Source organism: Bacillus glycinifermentans (assembly GCF_001042475.2).
GTDB classification, from domain to species: Bacteria; Bacillota; Bacilli; order Bacillales; family Bacillaceae; genus Bacillus; species Bacillus glycinifermentans.
On record NZ_LECW02000001.1, the window covers coordinates 326,049 to 345,487 of the forward strand.

The window sequence follows — 19,439 nt, forward strand, 5'->3', positions numbered from 1 at the left end:
ATATTAAAGGGTTTCAGTGCGCAACACGTTCAGCGGTTCTGCCAGCAGATCGCCCGCAGCTTTGACAAATGTTTGGAAATGCTCGGTTTGATTATGGGCGTCGAGCGCTTCTTGATCCTTCCATTGCTCAAGCATGACAAATGTATTGGCATTCTCGGTGTCCTCAAAAAGCTGGTATTGTGCGTTTCCCGCCTCAGCCCTTGAATGTTTCAACAGCGGCTGGACGCTCTCCAAAAAGGATTCGCGCTTCTCGGGTTTTACTTTCATATAAGCCTGCAATACGATCATGTAAAAAACCTCCAGATAAAATATAGGATACCTTCTGTTTTCCCTTGTATACGGTTTGTGATTGTTCGAAAACCATCGAACGATTGCATCGTAACATGCCCGGTAGTGGTGCTGCAACCATTTTGCACCAACCGGGACAATTGTCTTGAAGTAAGGATTATGATACATTTAACCCATGAATACAAAAGACATGAAATTAACTTCGGTTATGCACGCATTGAGCGATCCGATCAGACTGGAAATTGTCAAAGCTTTGGCTGATACAGACGAAAAAACGTGCGGCGCCTGTACGAACATCAACGTCGCGAAATCAACCCTGTCCCATCACTTTAAGGTGCTCAGGGAAGCCGGCATTCTCAAGGTGCGAATCGAAGGGAAGCATCATTACTATTCGCTTTGCAAAGAGGAGCTGGAACAGCAGTTTCCGGGATTGATCCGCGCGATCCTTCAGGTTGAAAAAGAACAGTGGTAAACGAAAATGATACCGGCAGGTCCAAACCTGCCGGTGCTTTTATTTTCAGCCGCATACCGCTTCATAAAGCTTTGAGACGCCTTCGTCTATTTCATCAATGCCGATTTTGGCAAATCCGAGCACCAGCGATACCGGACCGTCTGCGTTGTTTTTTTTCTTTAATATAAACCGGTTCATCCCGTACACTTCGACAAGGTGTTCCCTTGCCCCCGCCAAAACCTCTTCCTCGCTCCGTTTTGTGTCAAAATCAGCGACAAAGTGCAGCCCTGCGCTCGCACCTTTGATCTTGACCCGGCCCGCGAAGGTTTTTTCAAGGCTTCCGATCAATCTTGTCCGTTTTTCCTCATAGATCTGGTTCATTTTTTTGATGTGCCGTTGATACTCTCCCGATTCAATCAGCTCCTGAAGCGCAAACTGCGTCAGGACGCTGCTTGATTGAATCGAGGAATGGTGCCTTTTTCTGTACCGTTTCAGAAGCTTTTGCGGCAGCACCATGTAGCTGACTCTCAAGCCCGGAAGAAGCGATTTGGAAAATGTGCCGATGTAGATGACCTTCTCAGACCGGTCAAGGCTTTGCAGAGCGGGAATCGTGTCGCTTCCGTATTTAAATTCGCTGTCATAATCATCTTCGACAATATAGCGGTTTTCTCCGTCAGATACCCAGTTCAAAAGCTGAATCCTTCGCGACACCGGCATGATGATTCCGGTCGGAAACTGGTGTGAAGGGGTGACGAACAGCACGTCCGGATTCAGGCGGTGAATATCGTCAATGCGCATTCCTTTATGGTCAAGCCCAATCGTCACCACGCGTTTCCGCTCATTTTTCAACTGTTGATAAATACGGCTGTATCCCGGCTCTTCCATTGCATACACTGCCGATTCAGGGAGGAGATCCTGAATGGTGTGAATGAGCGGCTGGGTCCCGGCGCTGATCACGATTTGTTCGGGATGGCATTTGACGCCTCTCGCTAGCGCAATGAAGCGGGCGATCGTTTGCCGAACTTTGTAGGCGCCCTGCGGGTGCGTCATTTCCCCTAATTCGGCGGTATGGGAAGCGGCGGCTTTTTGTTCGCAGCGAAACCACGTTTTAAAAGGAAAATGCGCCGTATCCACGCTCATATGGGAAAACGAAATCCAGCCGTCTTTATTGTCGTCCTCTTCGCGCAATTCTTCATCGAGCCGGAGCGGACCGGTGTGCCGTGCGGCATGAAACGTCTCGATTTGTTCCACGAAAAAGCCTTTCCTTTCCTCAGAATAAAGATACCCTTCGGCGAGGAGCTGCTGGTAAGCGGCATTGACGGAATTGATGCTGACATTGAGTGCTCCTGCGAGCTCCCGCTTTGACGGGAGCTTTTTTCCCGGCATAAGGTTTCGGCTGAAAATTTCCTCTTTGATTTTTTGATAAATTTGATGATAAATAAAATCCGCATCCTGTGAACGGTCAATCGCAATTGTAATCATCACGCCTCCTGCTGGTACCATCAAAAATGTTAAGTTGGTACTTTTCATCATACCAAAAAATATTCAGAATTATAAGAAATAAATCAAAGGGAGAGATGATGATGAGTCTTAACACAGCAGTCTTAACAACGGGTGAATGGCAGGCAAAGCGGGACCGGTATGTGGCCAGAGGCGTCAGCAACGGAAACCGCAGCATTGCGGCAAGAGGGGAAGGCGCACTTGTATATGACATTGACGGAAGGCGTTTTATCGATTTCGCCGGAGCGATCGGCACATTAAACGTCGGGCATTCCCATCCAAAAGTCGTCGAAGCGGTCAAACAGCAGGCCGATCAGCTGATCCACCCGGGCTTTAACGTCATGATGTATCAGGCCTACTTGGAACTGGCGGAAAAGCTGTGTCGGCTGACACCCGGCGATCATGAGAAAAAAGCGATTTTCTTAAACTCGGGTGCGGAGGCCGTGGAAAATGCGGTGAAGATCGCAAGAAAGTATACGAAACGCCAAGCCGTCGTTTCCTTTACGCGCGGATTCCACGGGCGCACGAATATGACGATGAGCATGACGAGCAAAGTCAAACCGTACAAGTTCGGTTTCGGGCCGTTCGCTCCCGAGGTGTATCAGGCTCCTTTTCCTTACTATTACCGGAAGCCTCTCGGGATGAGCGATGAGCGCTATGACGAAATGGTGATTCAGGCGTTTGACGATTTCTTTGTTTCCGCTGTCGCACCTGAGACGGTCGCCTGTGTCGTCATGGAGCCCGTGCAGGGGGAAGGCGGCTTTATCATCCCTTCCAAACGGTTTGTCCAGCATGTCGCAGCCTTCTGCAAGAAACACGGCATCGTCTTTGTGGCTGATGAGATTCAAACCGGTTTTGCGAGGACGGGCAAGTACTTTGCGGTCGAGCACTTCGATGTCGTACCTGACCTTGTGACGGTCTCAAAGTCGCTTGCCGCAGGCGTTCCGCTCAGCGGGGTGGTCGGAAGTGCGGAAATGCTTGATGCCGCGGCGCCCGGTGAACTTGGCGGGACATATGCCGGCAGTCCGCTCGGCTGCGTTGCCGCTCTCGCGGTGCTCGACATCATCGAAGAGGAAGGGCTGAATAAGCGCTCTGAAGAAATCGGAAAAGTGATCGAAGACAAAGCGCTCGCGTGGAAGGAGACATATCAAAAGATCGGCGAAGTCCGCAGGCTCGGCGCGATGGCGGCGATCGAAATCGTCAAGGATCAGGACACGCGAGAGCCTGATAAAGCTGCGGCAGCTGCCATCGCCAAGTATGCGAATGAACATGGGCTGCTGTTACTTACGGCAGGAATCAACGGCAATATCATCCGTTTTCTGACACCGCTCGTCATAACGGATGAATTGCTTCACGAAGGGCTCGACATCATCGAAGAAGCGCTGCAAACAGAGCTGGACTAAGGAGGCGGTTGTTCATGGAAAAACAGCAAATGAAAAAATCAATGTCACAGATGGATGTCCTGTTCCTTGCGATCGGCGCTATGCTCGGCTGGGGCTGGGTCGTTCTGTCCGGAGACTGGATCTCGACGGCCGGCTTTTTAGGCAGCACGTTCGCGTTTATCATTGGCGGAATTCTTGTCATATTGATCGGCTTGACGTATGCGGAGCTTTCTTCTGCGATCCCGGAAACGGGCGGGGGGATGATTTTCGTCCTCAGGGCGTTTGGCAGGAAAACCGCATTTATCGCGGCCTGGGGCGTGCTGTTCGGATACGTGTCCGTGATTACCTTCGAGGCGGTCGCTCTGCCGACTGTAATCGACTATGTGATGCCTGTCGAACATCGGGGGTTTTTGTGGACGCTGGGCGGCTGGGATGTCTATTTCACGTGGGTTTTGATCGGTTCCGGAGGCGCGGTCGTTCTGACTGCCCTCAACTACTTCGGCGTTAAGCCGGCAGCTATCTTTCAGTCGGTGTTTACGATTGCGATCATCGCTACGGGTTTTTTGCTGTTGGGCGGCGCTTTGGTCAACGGCGATTATGGAAACGTCGAGCCGCTCTTTAAAGACGGGTTTTCCGGGATGATGTCGGTGCTCGTCATGATCCCGTTTTTGTTTGTCGGGTTTGACGTGATTCCCCAGGTTGCCGCAGAAATCAAGGCTCCTAAAAAAATCATCGGCAAAATGCTGATCATCTCAATTATCAGCGCGGTCATTTTCTACCTTTTGATCGTGTTCGGCGTGACATTGGGGTTATCAGAAAGCGAGCTTGCGTCGTCCTCTTTGGCGACCGCTGATGCGATGGTGAACCTGCTTGGCGGCCAATTGTTCGGAACGGTGCTCGTCCTCGGCGGAGTGGCGGGGATCATCACGAGCTGGAACGCTTTTATCATTGGCGCGAGCCGCATTCTCTATGCGATGTCTGAAAAAGGGATGGTTCCGAAATGGTTCGGCTATATCCACCCGACATATAAAACGCCGACACACGCAATTTTGTTTCTTGGAGCGCTCGCTTTTTTCGCACCGCTTTTAGGGCGGCCGGCCCTCGTGTGGATCGTCAATGCAGGGGGAACGGGCATTATCGTCGGGTACTTGATCGTATCGGCGGCGTTCATAAAGCTGAGAAAAACGGAGCCTGACTTAAACAGACCGTACAAGATCAATAGGTGGAAAACGATTGGTATATCTGCTATCCTCTTAAGTGTTATCTTTCTTGCCTTTTATCTGCCCGGCATGCCGGCTGCGCTCGCGTGGCCGTATGAATGGCTGATATTGGCTGGATGGACGTTGATCGGCATTGTTTTATACAATAGCAATTCAAAACAAAATGGGGAGGAGATTCAACATGACCAGCATGCTAGAAGTTTTTAACCCGGCGACTGGAGAGAAAATCGAGACCGTTCCCCAACAGTCCCGAAAAGAAGTAGAAGCAGCAGTCGAGCGTTCTCATAAGGCGTTTCAGAAATGGTCCAAAACATCTGCCGCAGAAAGAGCTTCATTATTGAAGAAGTGGTTTGACCTCATCTTGGAGCATAAAGAAGAACTGGCCAAAATGATCACGCTTGAAAACGGAAAACCATACAAGGAAGCAGTAGGCGAAGTGATATATGCGGCAGGGTATATCGAGTGGTATGCCGAGGAAGCGAAGCGAATTTACGGAAGAACGGTTCCCGCCTCTGTTACCAATAAGCGGATTGTCGTGACGCGGCAGGCCGTCGGCCCGGTAGCGGCGATTACGCCATGGAATTTCCCGGCGGCGATGATCACCAGGAAAGCGGCGCCTGCACTTGCAGCCGGCTGCACGTTTATCATCAAGCCGGCTCCCGACACACCGCTGACGGCGCTCGAGCTGGTGCGCCTCGGACATGAAGCCGGCATTCCGAAAGACGTTCTGCAATGCGTGAACGGCGATGGCGAGGAGATCGGCAGCATTTTTACGAGCTCTCCGCTGATCCGCAAAATCACGTTTACAGGCTCAACGCCCGTCGGTAAGCATTTGATCAAAAACAGCGCCGACACGGTGAAGCACGTATCAATGGAACTTGGCGGGCATGCGCCGCTGATCGTCGACGAGGATGCCAACATCGACCTCGCCGTGAAGCAGGCGATGCTGTCGAAATACAGAAATGCCGGACAAACCTGCGTCTGTGCCAACCGCCTGATCGTACACGAATCGGTGAAAGATGAGTTTGCCGAAAAGCTCCGCGCGGAAGTCGCCAAACTCAAAGTCGGCAACGGCCTTGAAGAAGGCGTTACAGTCGGACCGATCATCAATAAAAAAGGCTTCCAAAAAATCGTCGATCAAATCAATGATGCGGTCGATAAAGGAGCGAAGGTGTTAATCGGAGCCGAATATGACAGCGATGATGAAAAAGCATGCTATTTTGTTCATCCGACGGTGCTGACGGATGTCGATTTATCGATGACGATTATGCATGAGGAGACATTCGGCCCGGTCGCACCGATCATTTCTTTCAAAACGATCGATGAGGCGATTGAGATTGCCAACGATACGCCGTACGGTTTAGCTGCGTATTTCTTCACGGAAAACTACCGCCGCGGCATCTATTTGTCAGAGCGCCTCGAATACGGCATCCTCGGCTGGAATGACGGAGGTCCGTCAACCGTTCAGGCGCCGTTCGGCGGCATGAAGGAAAGCGGAATCGGACGCGAAGGCGGACTGGAAGGCATCGAGCCGTATTTGGAAACGAAATATTTATCGATCGGCCTGGATGAATAAGATTTAGATATTCACAGAATCATAAAAGACTGGCTCTGTGTACATGTTGTATTCAAGGCTTTATTTTTAAAAAGGAAATTGAGTTCTTTTCCAAATGGAAGAGGGCTCTTTTTTTCTGTATCCGAATCTTAAATTAACCATTGATCTAGAGTGCGCTCTAGGTCTTACACTATCAATATCTTAAACAAAGAAAGGGTGTTGCAGATATGATAAATGCGGAAGGCAAAGTTGTGATTTTAACGGGGGCATCCAAAGGAATCGGGGAAGCTGCCGCAAAGGTGCTTGCAAACAGCGGCGCCAGGGTCGTGCTTGCTGCAAGACGCGAGGAGCGTCTGCGGAATCTTAAGCTGGCACTTGAAAAACAAGGCGGCACAGCGGAATATAAAGTGACTGACGTGACGTTGAGGGAGGAGATGGAGGAGCTTGCCCGTTTTGCGATCGATAACTTCGGACAAATTGATGTACTATCTTTATCCCCTCAATCTCTCCCTGCTAGATTTCCTTCTATTGTAAGACATGTTTGAGCGATTTGAAATGACGGCAGCAAAAAAAGAGGCCGGTAGCCTCTTTTGAAAATGTTTATGATTTTTTTCTGCGTACTGCCATAAGAAGGCCTGTTCCTCCAAGCACGACGGCGAGAATTGACAAAATGAGAGTGGCGGTTTGAATGCCTGAGCTGCCTTGTGCTTCAGCCGGGCTCTCTTTTGTTGTCGCGCCGTGCCCGTCAACCGTGGCTTTTCCGAGCTTGGAAGCATCGACGATGTTGGTAATCGCGTGCGGGGTATCGGCGTTTTCGTCACCGGTCCATTCGACGATGCTTCCGTCTTTATAATACTGGTAGGCGTTCCATGCCGCTTTCTGTTCTTTGTCAGGGTTTTTGGCCGTGAAGGTAAACTGCTGGAATTGGCCCGGCTGAATGCCTCCGTCCTTGGCTTCCCATGTCACCCTGATGACCTTGCCTTCTTTTCCGGATTTCGTGCTCGTTTTCCAGCCGGGAACCGGTTCATACTGCTGGAATTCGACACCGTCAGGCATGCTGAGCACGATCTTTGTCGTTGCGATATCTTTTTCAACCGGCACTTTCATTGTATACGTTTCCCATGATCCTGCCGCTGATTCGTCAGGCTTTACCGATACGTGGGCGCTGACCGGTGCGGCGATGAGCAGCATCGCTGCAAATACAACGCTTAAAAACATGTTTCGTTTCAACATTTTGATCAATACTCCTTTTTATTGATTTTCGCATTAAATACCGTTCTGATTTCGTCAAATGATGCCGTTAATCCGTGCACCCGGATTTTCCAGATGCCTTCCTCGTTCAGATTTAAATTTTTCGACTGGAACACGCCTTTTTCTTTTTTGGACAGGGTAAAGGTGCTCTCCTTGCTGTCGCTGAAAAGCCCTGTTTTGGAAACCGTTATGTCGATTTTTTGGATATCTTTGATCACGTCTCCGTTCCGGTCTCTGACAACGACTTGAAATGTATTGGAGCCGGGCATGTTCGGACTGATTCTCAATGACAGCGTTTCTCCATCTGTCAGCTGTTTTGTTTCGTTAAACGGCTGCGGGAGAGGCGCCGGAGGGCTCGGCATATTTGTGAAGACGGCGGTTGTCACGAGAATGAGCAGCCCGATCGCCCATTCGGCCTTGATCGATCTCCCGCGCGAGCGTTCCGGTTTTTTTCTGGAGCGGAAATAGTGGAACACACCAAATCCGGCCATCAGCAGAACGAGCGCCAATTTGACAAGAAGCGTTTTGCCGTAATTGGACTGAAACAGGTTATCCAGCGTGTGGACGATGAAAAAGCTGTTGAACATTCCGGAAAATACGAGCAGTCCGGCTGAACCTAAAGCCCAAGGGGAAAAGCGTCTCACCGTCTCCCAAATATGCTCTTTATCGGGTTTGAGCCAATCTTTTCCGAAAAGCAGCGCAAGCGCAGCCAGCCCTCCAGTCCATACAGAAGCCGCTATTAAGTGGATGAAATCCATGGCTGCCGTCATATAGCTGTAATCCGTCGATGCGGTGTGGCCTGAGAATGCTTTGGCAAGCAGAAGGCCTGTAAAGAAGACGAGTTTCAATACGACCCAGGAGCTGCTTGAGAAAACGGCAAGCAATGCAACCAAGACGATGCTGACAACCCATAGCGTCCCGCCTGACGTCTGAAGAAGCGTTTCTTTTAAAAGGGCTGGCTGAAAAGCTTCAGTCCATGAAACACCTGCGTATGCTTTTGTCAGGAGCAAGGGCTGAATGATGACGGCCGCACCGATCAGGAGAAGGGCGATCTGCGCCATTCGCTGAACGCGGCGGCGCATCGCGAAAGACCATCCGTTTTTCGGCCGGTGCCAAACAAGTTGAAAAAGCACAGACCCCATGAAAAGGGAAAAGCCCGTATATAACAAGACGCGTTCGATCACAGTATCCGCATTCGGAAGGTTGGAAGAAGCGTTTTGTTGGTCCTTGGGCAATCCGCCTTGAATGTTTCCGACGCTGAAAGGGATCGTTCCTGAAACGGGATGACCGTCTGCAGACACCACTCTCCATTCAGCCGAGTAAATATCATTCTTGACGTTTTTGTTCAGCTTTACCGTGACGATTTTTCGATGTTGCGGATCAATCTTCGTCTGCCCCGAGTCGACCCGCTCGCCTGAAGAGTTTCTTACCGTTATCGAGTGGAATCCTTCCTGAATCGGTTCGTTAAACTCAATTTTGATTTCAGACGGCGCTTTTTTCAGCTCCTCGTTTTGAGAAGGGTTTGAATTGACGATATATGCGTGCGCAAAAGCGGCTTTCGGCAGCAGGATGAGACAAAGAACGGCCAGCGCCGCAAAGAGAGTTGCTCTTTTCATAACATTCATCCAATCTTTCATCAATAATTTCATGTTTTCAGGCTGCAGCAGTTTTCTTTCATGGTCTTTTGAATTTCGCGGGCCGCATCTTCAAAAGAAAGCAGCTTCCCGCCGAACCCCGTTTTAAATTTCGCGGCATCGGCCGCTGAAGCAAAAGGGATTGCCTGCGGTTGGCAGCAATTCAAATGAAGGTCAGCATCGAGCAGAAAGACGGCCATTTTTGCGCTGATCGTCGTGTCCACTAAAAAATCGCGGCAGATGATTTGGGATATATCCTCTTTGATTTTTTCGTAGCGGAGCATCGCACAGTGGGCGCAGCAAAATTGCTCAATCAGACCGTCATTTTTCACGATTTGCACGGAAAGCCTCGGATTCAGCCCTCTTCCGCAGACTGAACACATTTGCCCAGGCTGCTGCTTCGGGCGGTTTAAGGCGATGCCGCCGGCCGTTTTGATGACCTGGCCGTTTTCGATGAGCGGTTTAATATCCCGGTACACCGTCATTTCTGAGACATCCAGCCTTTTTGAAATCTCTGAAATGCGCAGCGTTTCCTCTTCTCTGATCCATGAGAGAATCTGCTCTCTCCGTTTGATTGGTAACATTCTCCCCCTCCATTCGTTATTCCTCTATGAATAGCCTATTAGATTGAAAGAAAAGAAACAAGCTAAAAGTGATAAAAAATGTGAAAATGTGTTGAACTTTAACAACCGCATGTTTTATAGGAAAACAGAACCATTTCTGAAATCGTATGTCAGGAAATGTAACAGGTTTGAATGCTTTAGTGAAGCAATGTGAAATAATGATGGCGTAGCTGCTGCAAAGGGGAGGGGAGAATATGGGGAAACGAAGGCTGATTTTAATAGGAAACGGCATGGCCGGAGTCCGTACGATAGAAGAGATTGTAAAGCATGCGGGAGATGCGTATCAAATCGCCGTCATCGGCAGAGAACCCCATCCGAATTACAATCGTATGTTATTATCTTCCGTCCTGCAGGGTGACGCAAGTTTAAAAGATATTACGCTTAACAGCCGCACATGGTATGAAGAGCACGGGATCGCTCTTTATACGGGAGAAACGGCTGTCAAGATCGATACGGATAGACGGACGGTGTCAACGGACAAAAACCGTGAAATCGCTTATGACAAGCTGATTATCGCAACGGGATCCTCACCGTTTATCCTTCCGGTTCCGGGGGCGGACAAAGAAGGGGTGTACGGTTTTCGTACGATAGAAGATTGCCGGGCATTCATAGATGCCGCCGGGCGTTATCGCAAAGCGGCCGTCATCGGCGGGGGAATTCTTGGTCTGGAGGCGGCAAAAGGCCTGGTGAATCTCGGAATGGAGGTTTCCGTGATCCATCATTCTTCCTATATCATGCAAAACCAGCTTGATCGTACGGCTTCCGCCATGCTGCAGCACGATCTTGAACGGCAGGGCATTCACTTTCTTTTGGAAAAAGACACGGAAGCCGTTTTGGGGACATCCCGGGCTACGGGGCTGCGATTCAAAGACGGGACGGAGGTTGAGGCAGATCTGATTGTCATGGCCGCCGGCGTCAGGCCGAACATCGGGCTGGCAAAAGCGAGCGGGCTTGCCGCGAACCGCGCGATCATTGTCAACGGCTATATGCAGACAAACGTCCCGGATGTGTATGCTGTCGGGGAATGCGCCGAACATAACGGAGTCGTGTACGGCCTGATCAAGCCGTTATATGAGCAGGGACAGGTGCTGGCCAGGCACATTTGCGGCCTGGAATGCGAACCGTACCGGGGCGCGGTTCAGTCGGCAACGCTGAAAATAGCGGGAATCGATTTGTTTTCAGCGGGAAAAATCAAAGACGATGATACAACAACGGCGATTCGGCTTATTGACGAATCGGCGGGAATTTATAAAAAAGCGGTTTTTCAGGCTGATCAGATGGCCGGCGTGATTTTATACGGGGATACAAAAAACAAGCAGAAACTTTTGGAAAGCATCGTCAAGCAAAGGGACATCACGGTTGTGAAAAAAACCTTTTTTCAATCGGGCGGAGAAAGCACCGTCAGTTCGATGCTACTTGATGAAACGATCTGCCAATGCCATGCGGTGTCAAAAGGGGCGATTATCGAAGCCGTCAAATTGCACGATTTAAAAACGGCTGAAGATGTGAAACGCTGTACAAAAGCCTCCGGCTCCTGCGGGGGATGCAGGCCGCTCATCGAAGAGCTGCTGATCCATGCCGCTGAACACGAATATGAAAAGCCCGCGGGCGCACAAGCGATGTGCTCATGCACTTCATTAACGGAAGACGAAGTCGTCGAACAAATCCAAATGAGACAGCTTTCTTCCGTTCAAGACGTCATATCGCAATTAGGGTGGAAGACTGGAAGCGGGTGCTCCGTATGCGCGCCGGCGATTCATTACTATTTAAGGATGATCAGACCGGGTGTGACAGCAGCCGAACCGTTGTTGCATGAAGACGGCGGCTGCACAATCGTTCCGCAAACGTACGGAGGACTGATAAAAGCTGATGAGCTGAGGAGAATTGCCGATGCGATTGAAAAATACGGCATACCGCACGCCGTTTTGACGCCCGGCCAGCGATTGAAGATCCCGGGAGTTGGGCAAAGCGTCAAGGAAAACCTGCAAATGCCGATCTGTGCCGTTCATAAGCATACGGTCGGTCCGATCAAAACGTGCGCGTGCACAAACCTGGATTGCGTTCAGGCCATCGCCGTCGAGCTGGAGAAAGAAACGGAAACCCTCATCATGCCGGCTAGGACCTCTATCGCTATTTCTGCCTGCACGGATGACTGCGTCTATTGTACTGTGCACGATATCGGAGTCCTAAAGGCAGGCAGGGGCTGGGAGCTGTACGCCGGCGGGCGCGGCGGGCAAAACGCCCGGGCCGGAGAGCTGTTTTCCGTGGCTGAGACGCTTAAGAAAGCCGGAGAATATATCAAAGGATTTCTTCAATACTACCGCGAGACAGCAAATTACCTTGAAGGGGTCGGGCAGTGGATCAACCGTGCCGGCATCATTCATATCAGGGAGGTTTTATTTGACAACGATCTCCGCGGGCAGCTGTTGGAACGGCTTGAAAAAGAGCAGAGGCTGCTTGTGAAAGAAACGATAAAAGGGCTGATGTGATGTGACAGAATTGCTGCTGAAATACTTTCGCACAAAGCAAAAAGAAGTACAATCCGAGAAAACGTATGACACGCAATGTCCATTTTGCAGCATGCAATGCAAAATGCAGCTGATCGAACAAACGATTGTCACGAGAAAGAAGTATACGGCTGTCGGAAAAGATAATCCGACGACAAAAGGCCGCTTGTGCATGAAAGGGATGAATGCCCATCAGCATGCGCTTCATTCAGAGCGAATCACGCATCCGCTCTTGAAAAAAAACGGTGAATTTGTCCGCGTATCCTGGGATGAGGCGCTTCGGTTCATCAAAGAACGGGTGATGAGCATTCAGGTTGAAAACGGCCATGACGCAGTGGCGGTTTACGGGAGTGCGTCGATCACAAACGAGGAAGCCTATCTGCTCGGGAAATTCGCCCGTGTCGCCCTGAAAACGAAGCACATTGACTACAATGGACGGCTTTGCATGTCGGCAGCAGCCACAGCGGCCAATCAAACCTTTGGGATGGACCGCGGGTTCACAAATGCGCTCACGGAGATTCCGAAAACCAGGGTGATCATGCTTGCGGGAACGAATATCGCCGAATGCCAGCCGACGATGATGCCGTACTTTGAAGAGGCTAAGGAAAACGGCGCATACATCATCGTGATTGACCCGCGTGAAACGGCGACGGCGAACATCGCCGATCTCCACTTGAAGCTAAAGCCCGGAACAGATGCTGCCCTTGCAAACGGCATGCTGAAAATCATCATCGAAAAGCGGCTGACGGATGAAGCTTTCATCAAACAGCGGGCTGCGGGCTTTGAAGACGTCAAGCGCCATGTCGCGTCACTTAGCCTTGAAGAGATTTCTGAGCAGACGGGCGTGCCGATTGAACAGATACGAAAAGCCGCCGTCAAATTCGCCAAGGAAGACACGGGGATGCTGTTTACTGCGAGAGGCGTCGAGCAGCAGACGGACGGGACAGCGGCTGTCAGAAATTTACTGAATATTCTAATATCAGTTGGGAAAATCGGAAAGTTCGCATGCGGGTACGGGGCGATCACAGGCCAGGGAAACGGACAGGGAGCAAGAGAGCACGGTCAGAAAGCCGATCAGCTTCCGGGATATCGGTCGATCGAAAACGAAAGGGACCGCGCCTATATTGCGGATGTCTGGGGAATTGCGGAAGAGGAGCTGCCGAAAAAAGGCGTTTCCGCCTATGAAATGATCAAGAAGGTTCATGAAGGGGAGATTACCGGGATGTTTCTGATGTGTTCAAACCCTGCCGTATCCAACCCGAACGCCCATTTTGTCAAAGCGGCTTTAAAAAAATTGAAGTTTTTTGCAGTGATCGATTTGTTTATATCCGAAACGGCAAGGCTTGCCGATGTCATTTTGCCGGCATCATCGTACCTTGAAGATGAAGGAACGATGACGAACGTGGAAGGCAGGGTTACTCTGAGGGAAGCGTCAAGACCGTGCCCGGGTGAAGCGCGGCACGACTGGAAAATCATCTGCGATATTGCAGACGCGCTCGGCAAAGGCCGTTTTTTCCGATACGAATCCGCGGAGGAGATTTTTCAAGAGCTGAGGAAAGCAAGCCGCGGGGGAATCGCCGATTATTCCGGAATCACGTATAAGCGCCTCAGAAAGGAAGGCGGCATTTTGTGGCCGTGCCCCGAAACGGAGCATCCGGGAACAGAGCGTTTGTTTGAAACGGAATTCGCCCACCCGGATCAAAAAGCGAAAATGTGCGCCGTTCCCAATGAGCCGGCTGTCAAAAAAGACCGGCCGACAGAAGAATATCCGCTGTATTTAACGACGGGGAGAGTGATGCCACACTATTTAACAGGCGTCCAGACAAGGAGGAGCGCTTCACTCGCGGCGCGGCATTTTGAATCATTTGTGGAAATCCATCCGAATACGGCGGCAAAATATCAGATTGCAGACCGCGTCTTAGTCAAAATCGAATCGAAAAGGGGAAGAATTATCGTCAGAAGCAAATGGTCCGAGTCGATCAGGCCGGACACCGTTTTCGTTCCGATGCATTGGGCGGATTCGCAAAATGTGAATAGCCTCATTGCCGAAGACTTGGATCCCTCCTGCAAAATGCCGGGTTTTAAGGTGTGTGCAGTCCGCATAAGCCCCTTAGATGACAAAATTGTGAATAAACTGTCATAAAGTGTCATAAAAAGTTTACAAAATTAAATATATTTTGTGATAACTTAAAACATGTAAAATAAATACATCTTTTGAGCGAGTTTGTAAATCTCTTTGAAAAGGGGAGGATCATAGTGGAAAAAAAGCAGCTAGTCCTTATAGGGAACGGAATGGCCGGGGTAAGGGCCATTGAAGAAATACTTAAAGTGTCAGACGAACAGTTCCAGATCACGATTTTCGGAAAAGAACCGCATCCGAATTACAACCGGATTCTTCTTTCCAAAGTGCTGCAAGGTGATACGGACATTCAAGACATTACATTGAACGATTGGAACTGGTATGAAGAAAACGGCATTCAGCTTTATACGGGTGAAGAAGTCGTCAAAGTCGACCCGGAAAACAAAACGGTGACGACGGACTCAGGAAGGATTCAGCCGTATGATGAGCTGATTTTGGCGACAGGTTCTCTCCCTTTTATTCTGCCGCTGCCCGGCGCTGATAAAGAAGGCGTCACGGGTTTTCGCGACATCAAGGATACGGATGTGATGCTCGAAGCTTCCAAAACGTATAAAAAAGCGGCCGTCATCGGCGGCGGACTGCTCGGGCTGGAAGCCGCGCGCGGACTTCTCAACCTCGGGATGGACGTCAGCGTCATCCACCTTGCTCCGTACTTGATGGAGCGCCAGCTTGACGCGACGGCTGGCCGTCTTCTGCAAAAAGAGCTCGAAAAGCAGGGCATGACATTCTTTCTTGAAAAGCAGACGGAAGAAATTTTCGGAAACGAACGTGTAGAAGGTTTAAAATTCAAAGACGGCACAACGCTAGACGCCGATCTGGTCGTCATGGCCGTCGGAATCAAGCCGAACGTTCAGCTTGGCAAAGACTGCGGCCTTCCGGTGAACAGGGGCATCATCGTTGATGATTACATGCAGACGGAAAACCCTCATATTTATGCCGTCGGCGAATGCGCCGAACACAGGGGAATCGCATACGGGCTTGTCGCGCCTCTTTATGAACAGGCGAAGGTGCTTGCGAAGAAAATTTGCGGCATAGAGACGAAGCCGTATGAAGGCTCTGTTTTATCGACCCAATTAAAGGTTTCGGGTGTTGAGGTCTTTTCTGCAGGCGATTTTAACGAAGATGACGATGAAGGCAAAAAAGCGATCAAAGTGTTTGATGATCAGGATGGGATCTATAAAAAGGTCGTTCTTCGCGGCAACCAGGTGATCGGCGCCGTATTGTTCGGCGACAGCAGCGACGGCAACAGATTGTTCTCCATGATACAAAAAGGAGCGGACATCACGGAAACGTCGAAAGTGTCAATCCTGCAGCCTTTGAATCAGGAGGAAGGCATGAGCATTACGGCCGCGATGAGCGACGATGAGATCGTGTGCGGCTGCAACGGCGTCTCAAAAGGCATGATCATTCAGGCCATCAAAGAGCAGGGCTGTACGTCAACCGATGAAATCAAGGCTTGTACGGGAGCTTCCCGTTCCTGCGGAGGCTGTAAACCGCTCGTTGCGGAAATCCTCCAGCATACGCTGGGCTCTGAATTTGACGCATCCGCGCAAAAAGAGGCAATCTGCGGCTGCACCGACCTTTCAAGAGATGAAGTGGTCGCCGAAATCAGGGAAAAGGGCCTTACGCATACGAGAGAAGTCATGAATGTGCTCGGCTGGAAAACGGAGGAAGGCTGTTCAAAATGCCGCCCGGCTCTCAACTACTATCTCGGCATGATCAATCCGAAAGAATACCATGATGAAAGGGAGTCGCGCTTTGTAAACGAACGGATGCATGCCAACATTCAAAAAGACGGCACATATTCCGTCGTACCGCGGATGTATGGCGGCGTCACCAATGCAAACGATCTGCGCCGCATTGCCGATGTCGTCGACAAATACGAGATTCCTCTTGTGAAAATGACGGGAGGTCAGCGGATCGACCTGATCGGCGTCAAAAAAGAAGACCTTCCGAAAGTTTGGGAAGACCTCGACATGCCGTCCGGCTTTGCTTACGGCAAAACGCTCAGAACGGTCAAAACGTGCGTTGGCGAACAATTCTGCCGCTTCGGCACACAGGATTCGATGGCTCTCGGAATCGAGCTTGAGAAAAAATTCGAAGGGCTTTACGCACCTCATAAAATCAAAATGGCAGTTTCCGCCTGTCCGAGAAACTGCGCTGAATCGGGCATTAAAGACGTCGGCATCGTCGGCATCGACGGAGGCTGGGAAATCTATGTCGGCGGAAACGGCGGTACGCATCTGCGCGCCGGAGATCTTTTGATGAAAGTAAAAACGAAGGAAGAAGTTTTCGAAGTAACGGGCGCTTACCTTCAATATTACAGGGAAACGGCCAACTATTTAGAACGCACTTCCGCATGGCTTGAACGGGTCGGCCTGTCCCACGTCCAATCCGTATTGAACGATGAAGCGAAGCGCAAAGAATTGAATGAACGCATGGATGAAGCGCTGTCTGTCCACAAAGATCCGTGGAGGAACTTTTTGAAAGACGAAAAGACAACAAAGCAATTGTTTGAAAGTGTTGTCACATCTTAAGGCAAGCGGAAACCACTTTGAGGAGGAATTCACATGGTGAACAAAGATTTGACAAAGGTCTTCGTCGCGAAAATCGGCGATCTACCGGATCGGCTGGGAAAGACAGTGATGGTCGACGATAAGGAAATTGCGGTATTCAAGCTTTCGAACGGCGGCGTCCGCGCGGTTGAAAACCGCTGCCCCCACAAAGGGGGCGTGCTTGCCGAAGGAATGGTAAGCGGCGAATTCGTATTTTGCCCGATGCACGATTGGAAAATCAGCCTTGTAGACGGAAAAGTACAAGAGCCTGATACAGGCTGCATCAAAACCTATGAAACGGTGGTTGACGGGGAAGACCTGTTTATCGTTTATTGAGAGCTTCATGGGATCAGATTTCGCGTGATCCTCTTCATTTTTTAAACCGCTAAGGCATTCACAGAATCGGCAGATGGAAGGATGACAGTTGATGGGGAATGGAAAAGTATTTTTTGTAGGGGCCGGACCGGGAGACTCAGGACTCATTACGCTGAAAGGAAAAGCATTGATTGAGAAAGCGGATGTCATTTTGTATGACAGGCTGGTCAATGCCCGGCTGCTTGAACATGCGAAAGATTCGTGCGAATTCATCTATTGCGGGAAGCTGCCAAACCGGCATTATATGAAACAGGATGAAATCAATGCATTTCTGATCGAGAAGGGCTTAAAAGGTCTCACTGTCGTCCGGCTCAAAGGGGGAGATCCGAGCGTATTCGGCAGAGTCGGAGAAGAAGCCGCCGCCATCAGCGAATACGGCATCCCGTATGAAATGGTGCCCGGCATTACTTCCGGAATCGCGGCGCCCCTTTACGCCGGGCTGCCGGTGACCCACCGCGATTTTGCTTCATCTTTTGCCGTGATCACTGCCCACGATAAATCAGGTAAACCTGATATGGACTGGGAAGGGCTTGCCAGAAGCGTTCAAACTCTCGTATTTTATATGGGCATCAAAAATCTCGACTATATATGCGAGCAGCTGGTCAAACACGGCAAATCTCCCCTCGTCCCCGTTATGGTCATCCAATGGGGCACATGGGGCAGGCAGCGGAGCGTAAAAGGAACGCTTCAGGATATCCGGCAAAAAATAACGGAGCATCATATCAAAAATCCCGCGATCATCGTCATCGGGAATATCGTGTCTTTCCGGCGCCGCAGCTGGTTTGAGGAAAAGCCGCTGATCGGGCGGAACATCCTTGCCGTTCAAAGCGGGGAAAAAAGCCTGCCGGCAGACGAACTGAGGGAACAAGGCGCTGAAGTCATTGAATGGCCAAAGTGGAAACCGCTAAAATCGATTCAGGATGATGCGCTGTTAAAACGGATCGAAACCTTTGACAGCGTCCTGTTCACGTCGAGGAGATCGGCGGATGAGTTTTTCAGCCGTCTCGCATTCCTGAAGGTCGACATTAGAGAAGTACGGGGTACGCTCTATGCTTCCGATTCTTCGGTAAAAGAAGCACTTGAGGAGCGGGGATTTTTCGCCTATTTACAGCAAGGCGTACCGCTTTCAGGTCCGTGCTTGATCGTGGGCAGCCGCCGGGCGGTACAAAACAAACCGCATCCGCAATGTGAAACACTCACAACGCACGACCAAACGATCGATACCCGTTTCACTGCAATCATAAAACGCGAAATCCAAGAGTTTCCCATCGATACGATCTTGTTTTCTGCGGGAGAGTGTGTCGAACTATTTATGAAAGAGGCTGAAAGCATCGGCATGTCTCCCGAAACGGCGGCAAAGCGCATTCTCGCCGTCTGCCTCAGCAGAGAGGCGGAAAAAGCGGCAAAAGACTGCGGATTCCGCCACGTTCGTGCCCCGGGGCAAGCTGTGTCGCTTGAAGACTTTGAACATCATGAGGTTTTGCAAAGCCAATGAACAGAAAAAGCAGGGGGCATTCCCCTGCTTTTTTCAAGTGTTCAGATCCCCAGCTTTCACAAGAGATTCGTAATAATCGATTTTGCCATCGATCTTTTCTAAATTGGCTTGCAGTTTACCGATATCCTCCGCGATTTTCCGGCGGTGGATTTTCAGCATGTCTCTCCGTTTTTCGGCTGTTTCATTTCCTTGGCTGCGCAGGGATGAGAATGTTTTCATGTTTTCGATCGGCATCCCCGTTTCCCGCAGGCGAAGCAAAAAATGAACCCAGGAAATATCTGATTCTGTATATTCGCGGTTGCCGTTTTGGTCGCGCCGAATATCTGGAAGAAGGCCGATTTTTTCATAATATCGCAGCGTATGGGCCGAAAGCTTTGTCAATTGTGCAGTCTGTTGAATAGTAAATGTTTTATCCATGTTCCCTATTATACTAAAAAAGCTTGCCTTAGAGCGCGCTCTAACG

The 19,439-nt window shown here is 50.3% G+C and carries 16 protein-coding genes; 10 read left to right on the top strand and 6 right to left on the bottom strand.

Translation table 11 applies throughout. The features are described 5' to 3' along the window. Positions 1-3 precede the first annotated feature (3 nt). Entirely contained in the window at positions 4-288 is a 285-nt protein-coding gene (locus AB447_RS01500; RefSeq protein ID WP_048355397.1) for a putative quinol monooxygenase, read from the bottom strand. 175 nt (positions 289-463) lie between these two features. On the opposite strand from AB447_RS01500, the gene AB447_RS01505 reads away from it, so the two are divergent. Then, positions 464-760 carry an ArsR/SmtB family transcription factor gene (locus AB447_RS01505; protein WP_048355396.1) on the top strand — a complete coding sequence of 99 codons (297 nt, stop codon included), beginning with the start codon at positions 464-466 and terminating at the stop codon, positions 758-760. 45 nt (positions 761-805) lie between these two features. Here AB447_RS01505 and gabR read toward each other — a convergent pair whose 3' ends face one another. Beyond that, positions 806-2,221 carry a MocR-like transcriptional regulator GabR gene (gabR, locus tag AB447_RS01510; protein ID WP_048355395.1) on the bottom strand — a complete coding sequence of 472 codons (1,416 nt, stop codon included), beginning with the start codon at positions 2,219-2,221 and terminating at the stop codon, positions 806-808. Between the two features lie 101 nt (positions 2,222-2,322). Here gabR and gabT point away from each other — a divergent pair, with 101 nt between their 5' ends. The 4 genes from gabT to AB447_RS01530 all read left to right on the top strand — a co-directional run bounded on the left by gabT (position 2,323) and on the right by AB447_RS01530 (position 6,941). Then, complete coding sequence (gene gabT, locus AB447_RS01515; RefSeq protein ID WP_048355394.1) at positions 2,323-3,642, top strand: 4-aminobutyrate--2-oxoglutarate transaminase; 1,320 nt, start codon at positions 2,323-2,325, stop codon at positions 3,640-3,642. A gap of 14 nt (positions 3,643-3,656) precedes the next feature. After that, a complete protein-coding gene (locus tag AB447_RS01520; protein ID WP_048355393.1) occupies positions 3,657-5,048 on the top strand; it encodes an APC family permease in 1,392 nt (463 codons plus the stop codon). Then, positions 5,023-6,417, top strand: coding sequence for a succinate-semialdehyde dehydrogenase (gabD, locus tag AB447_RS01525; protein WP_048355392.1), 1,395 nt, complete (start codon positions 5,023-5,025; stop codon positions 6,415-6,417). The genes AB447_RS01520 and gabD overlap by 26 nt, the downstream gene beginning before the upstream one ends. A gap of 206 nt (positions 6,418-6,623) precedes the next feature. Further along, complete coding sequence (locus AB447_RS01530; protein ID WP_082634602.1) at positions 6,624-6,941, top strand: SDR family NAD(P)-dependent oxidoreductase; 318 nt, start codon at positions 6,624-6,626, stop codon at positions 6,939-6,941. Positions 6,942-6,996: 55 nt separating this feature from the next. Here AB447_RS01530 and AB447_RS01535 read toward each other — a convergent pair whose 3' ends face one another. The 3 genes from AB447_RS01535 to AB447_RS01545 are packed head-to-tail and all read right to left on the bottom strand — an operon-like array spanning position 6,997 to position 9,865. After that, positions 6,997-7,629, bottom strand: a complete 633-nt coding sequence (locus AB447_RS01535; RefSeq protein ID WP_048355391.1) for a YcnI family copper-binding membrane protein — start codon at positions 7,627-7,629, stop codon at positions 6,997-6,999. Between the two features lie 5 nt (positions 7,630-7,634). Next, positions 7,635-9,272: a copper resistance protein CopC gene (locus AB447_RS01540; protein WP_048355441.1), complete on the bottom strand. Its 1,638-nt coding sequence runs from the start codon at positions 9,270-9,272 to the stop codon at positions 7,635-7,637. Between the two features lie 20 nt (positions 9,273-9,292). After that, positions 9,293-9,865 (bottom strand): DeoR family transcriptional regulator, encoded by a 573-nt coding sequence (locus AB447_RS01545; protein ID WP_057957406.1) that lies wholly within the window; start codon positions 9,863-9,865, stop codon positions 9,293-9,295. Positions 9,866-10,098: 233 nt separating this feature from the next. On the opposite strand from AB447_RS01545, the gene nirB (AB447_RS01550) reads away from it, so the two are divergent. The 5 genes from nirB (AB447_RS01550) (at position 10,099) to cobA (ending at position 18,976) form a co-directional block, all read left to right on the top strand. Further along, complete coding sequence (nirB, locus tag AB447_RS01550) at positions 10,099-12,393, top strand: nitrite reductase large subunit NirB (RefSeq protein ID WP_057957407.1); 2,295 nt, start codon at positions 10,099-10,101, stop codon at positions 12,391-12,393. Between the two features lies 1 nt (position 12,394). Then, a complete protein-coding gene (nasC, locus tag AB447_RS01555; protein WP_048355390.1) occupies positions 12,395-14,554 on the top strand; it encodes an assimilatory nitrate reductase catalytic subunit NasC in 2,160 nt (719 codons plus the stop codon). A gap of 113 nt (positions 14,555-14,667) precedes the next feature. Continuing rightward, complete coding sequence (gene nirB, locus AB447_RS01560; RefSeq protein WP_048355389.1) at positions 14,668-17,088, top strand: nitrite reductase large subunit NirB; 2,421 nt, start codon at positions 14,668-14,670, stop codon at positions 17,086-17,088. A gap of 33 nt (positions 17,089-17,121) precedes the next feature. Then, positions 17,122-17,442 carry a nitrite reductase small subunit NirD gene (gene nirD, locus AB447_RS01565; protein WP_046131613.1) on the top strand — a complete coding sequence of 107 codons (321 nt, stop codon included), beginning with the start codon at positions 17,122-17,124 and terminating at the stop codon, positions 17,440-17,442. 91 nt (positions 17,443-17,533) lie between these two features. Beyond that, positions 17,534-18,976 carry a uroporphyrinogen-III C-methyltransferase gene (gene cobA, locus AB447_RS01570; protein WP_048355388.1) on the top strand — a complete coding sequence of 481 codons (1,443 nt, stop codon included), beginning with the start codon at positions 17,534-17,536 and terminating at the stop codon, positions 18,974-18,976. Positions 18,977-19,009: 33 nt separating this feature from the next. On the opposite strand, the gene AB447_RS01575 is transcribed toward cobA, so the two are convergent. After that, a complete protein-coding gene (locus tag AB447_RS01575; protein ID WP_048355387.1) occupies positions 19,010-19,393 on the bottom strand; it encodes a MerR family transcriptional regulator in 384 nt (127 codons plus the stop codon). Positions 19,394-19,439 lie beyond the last annotated feature (46 nt).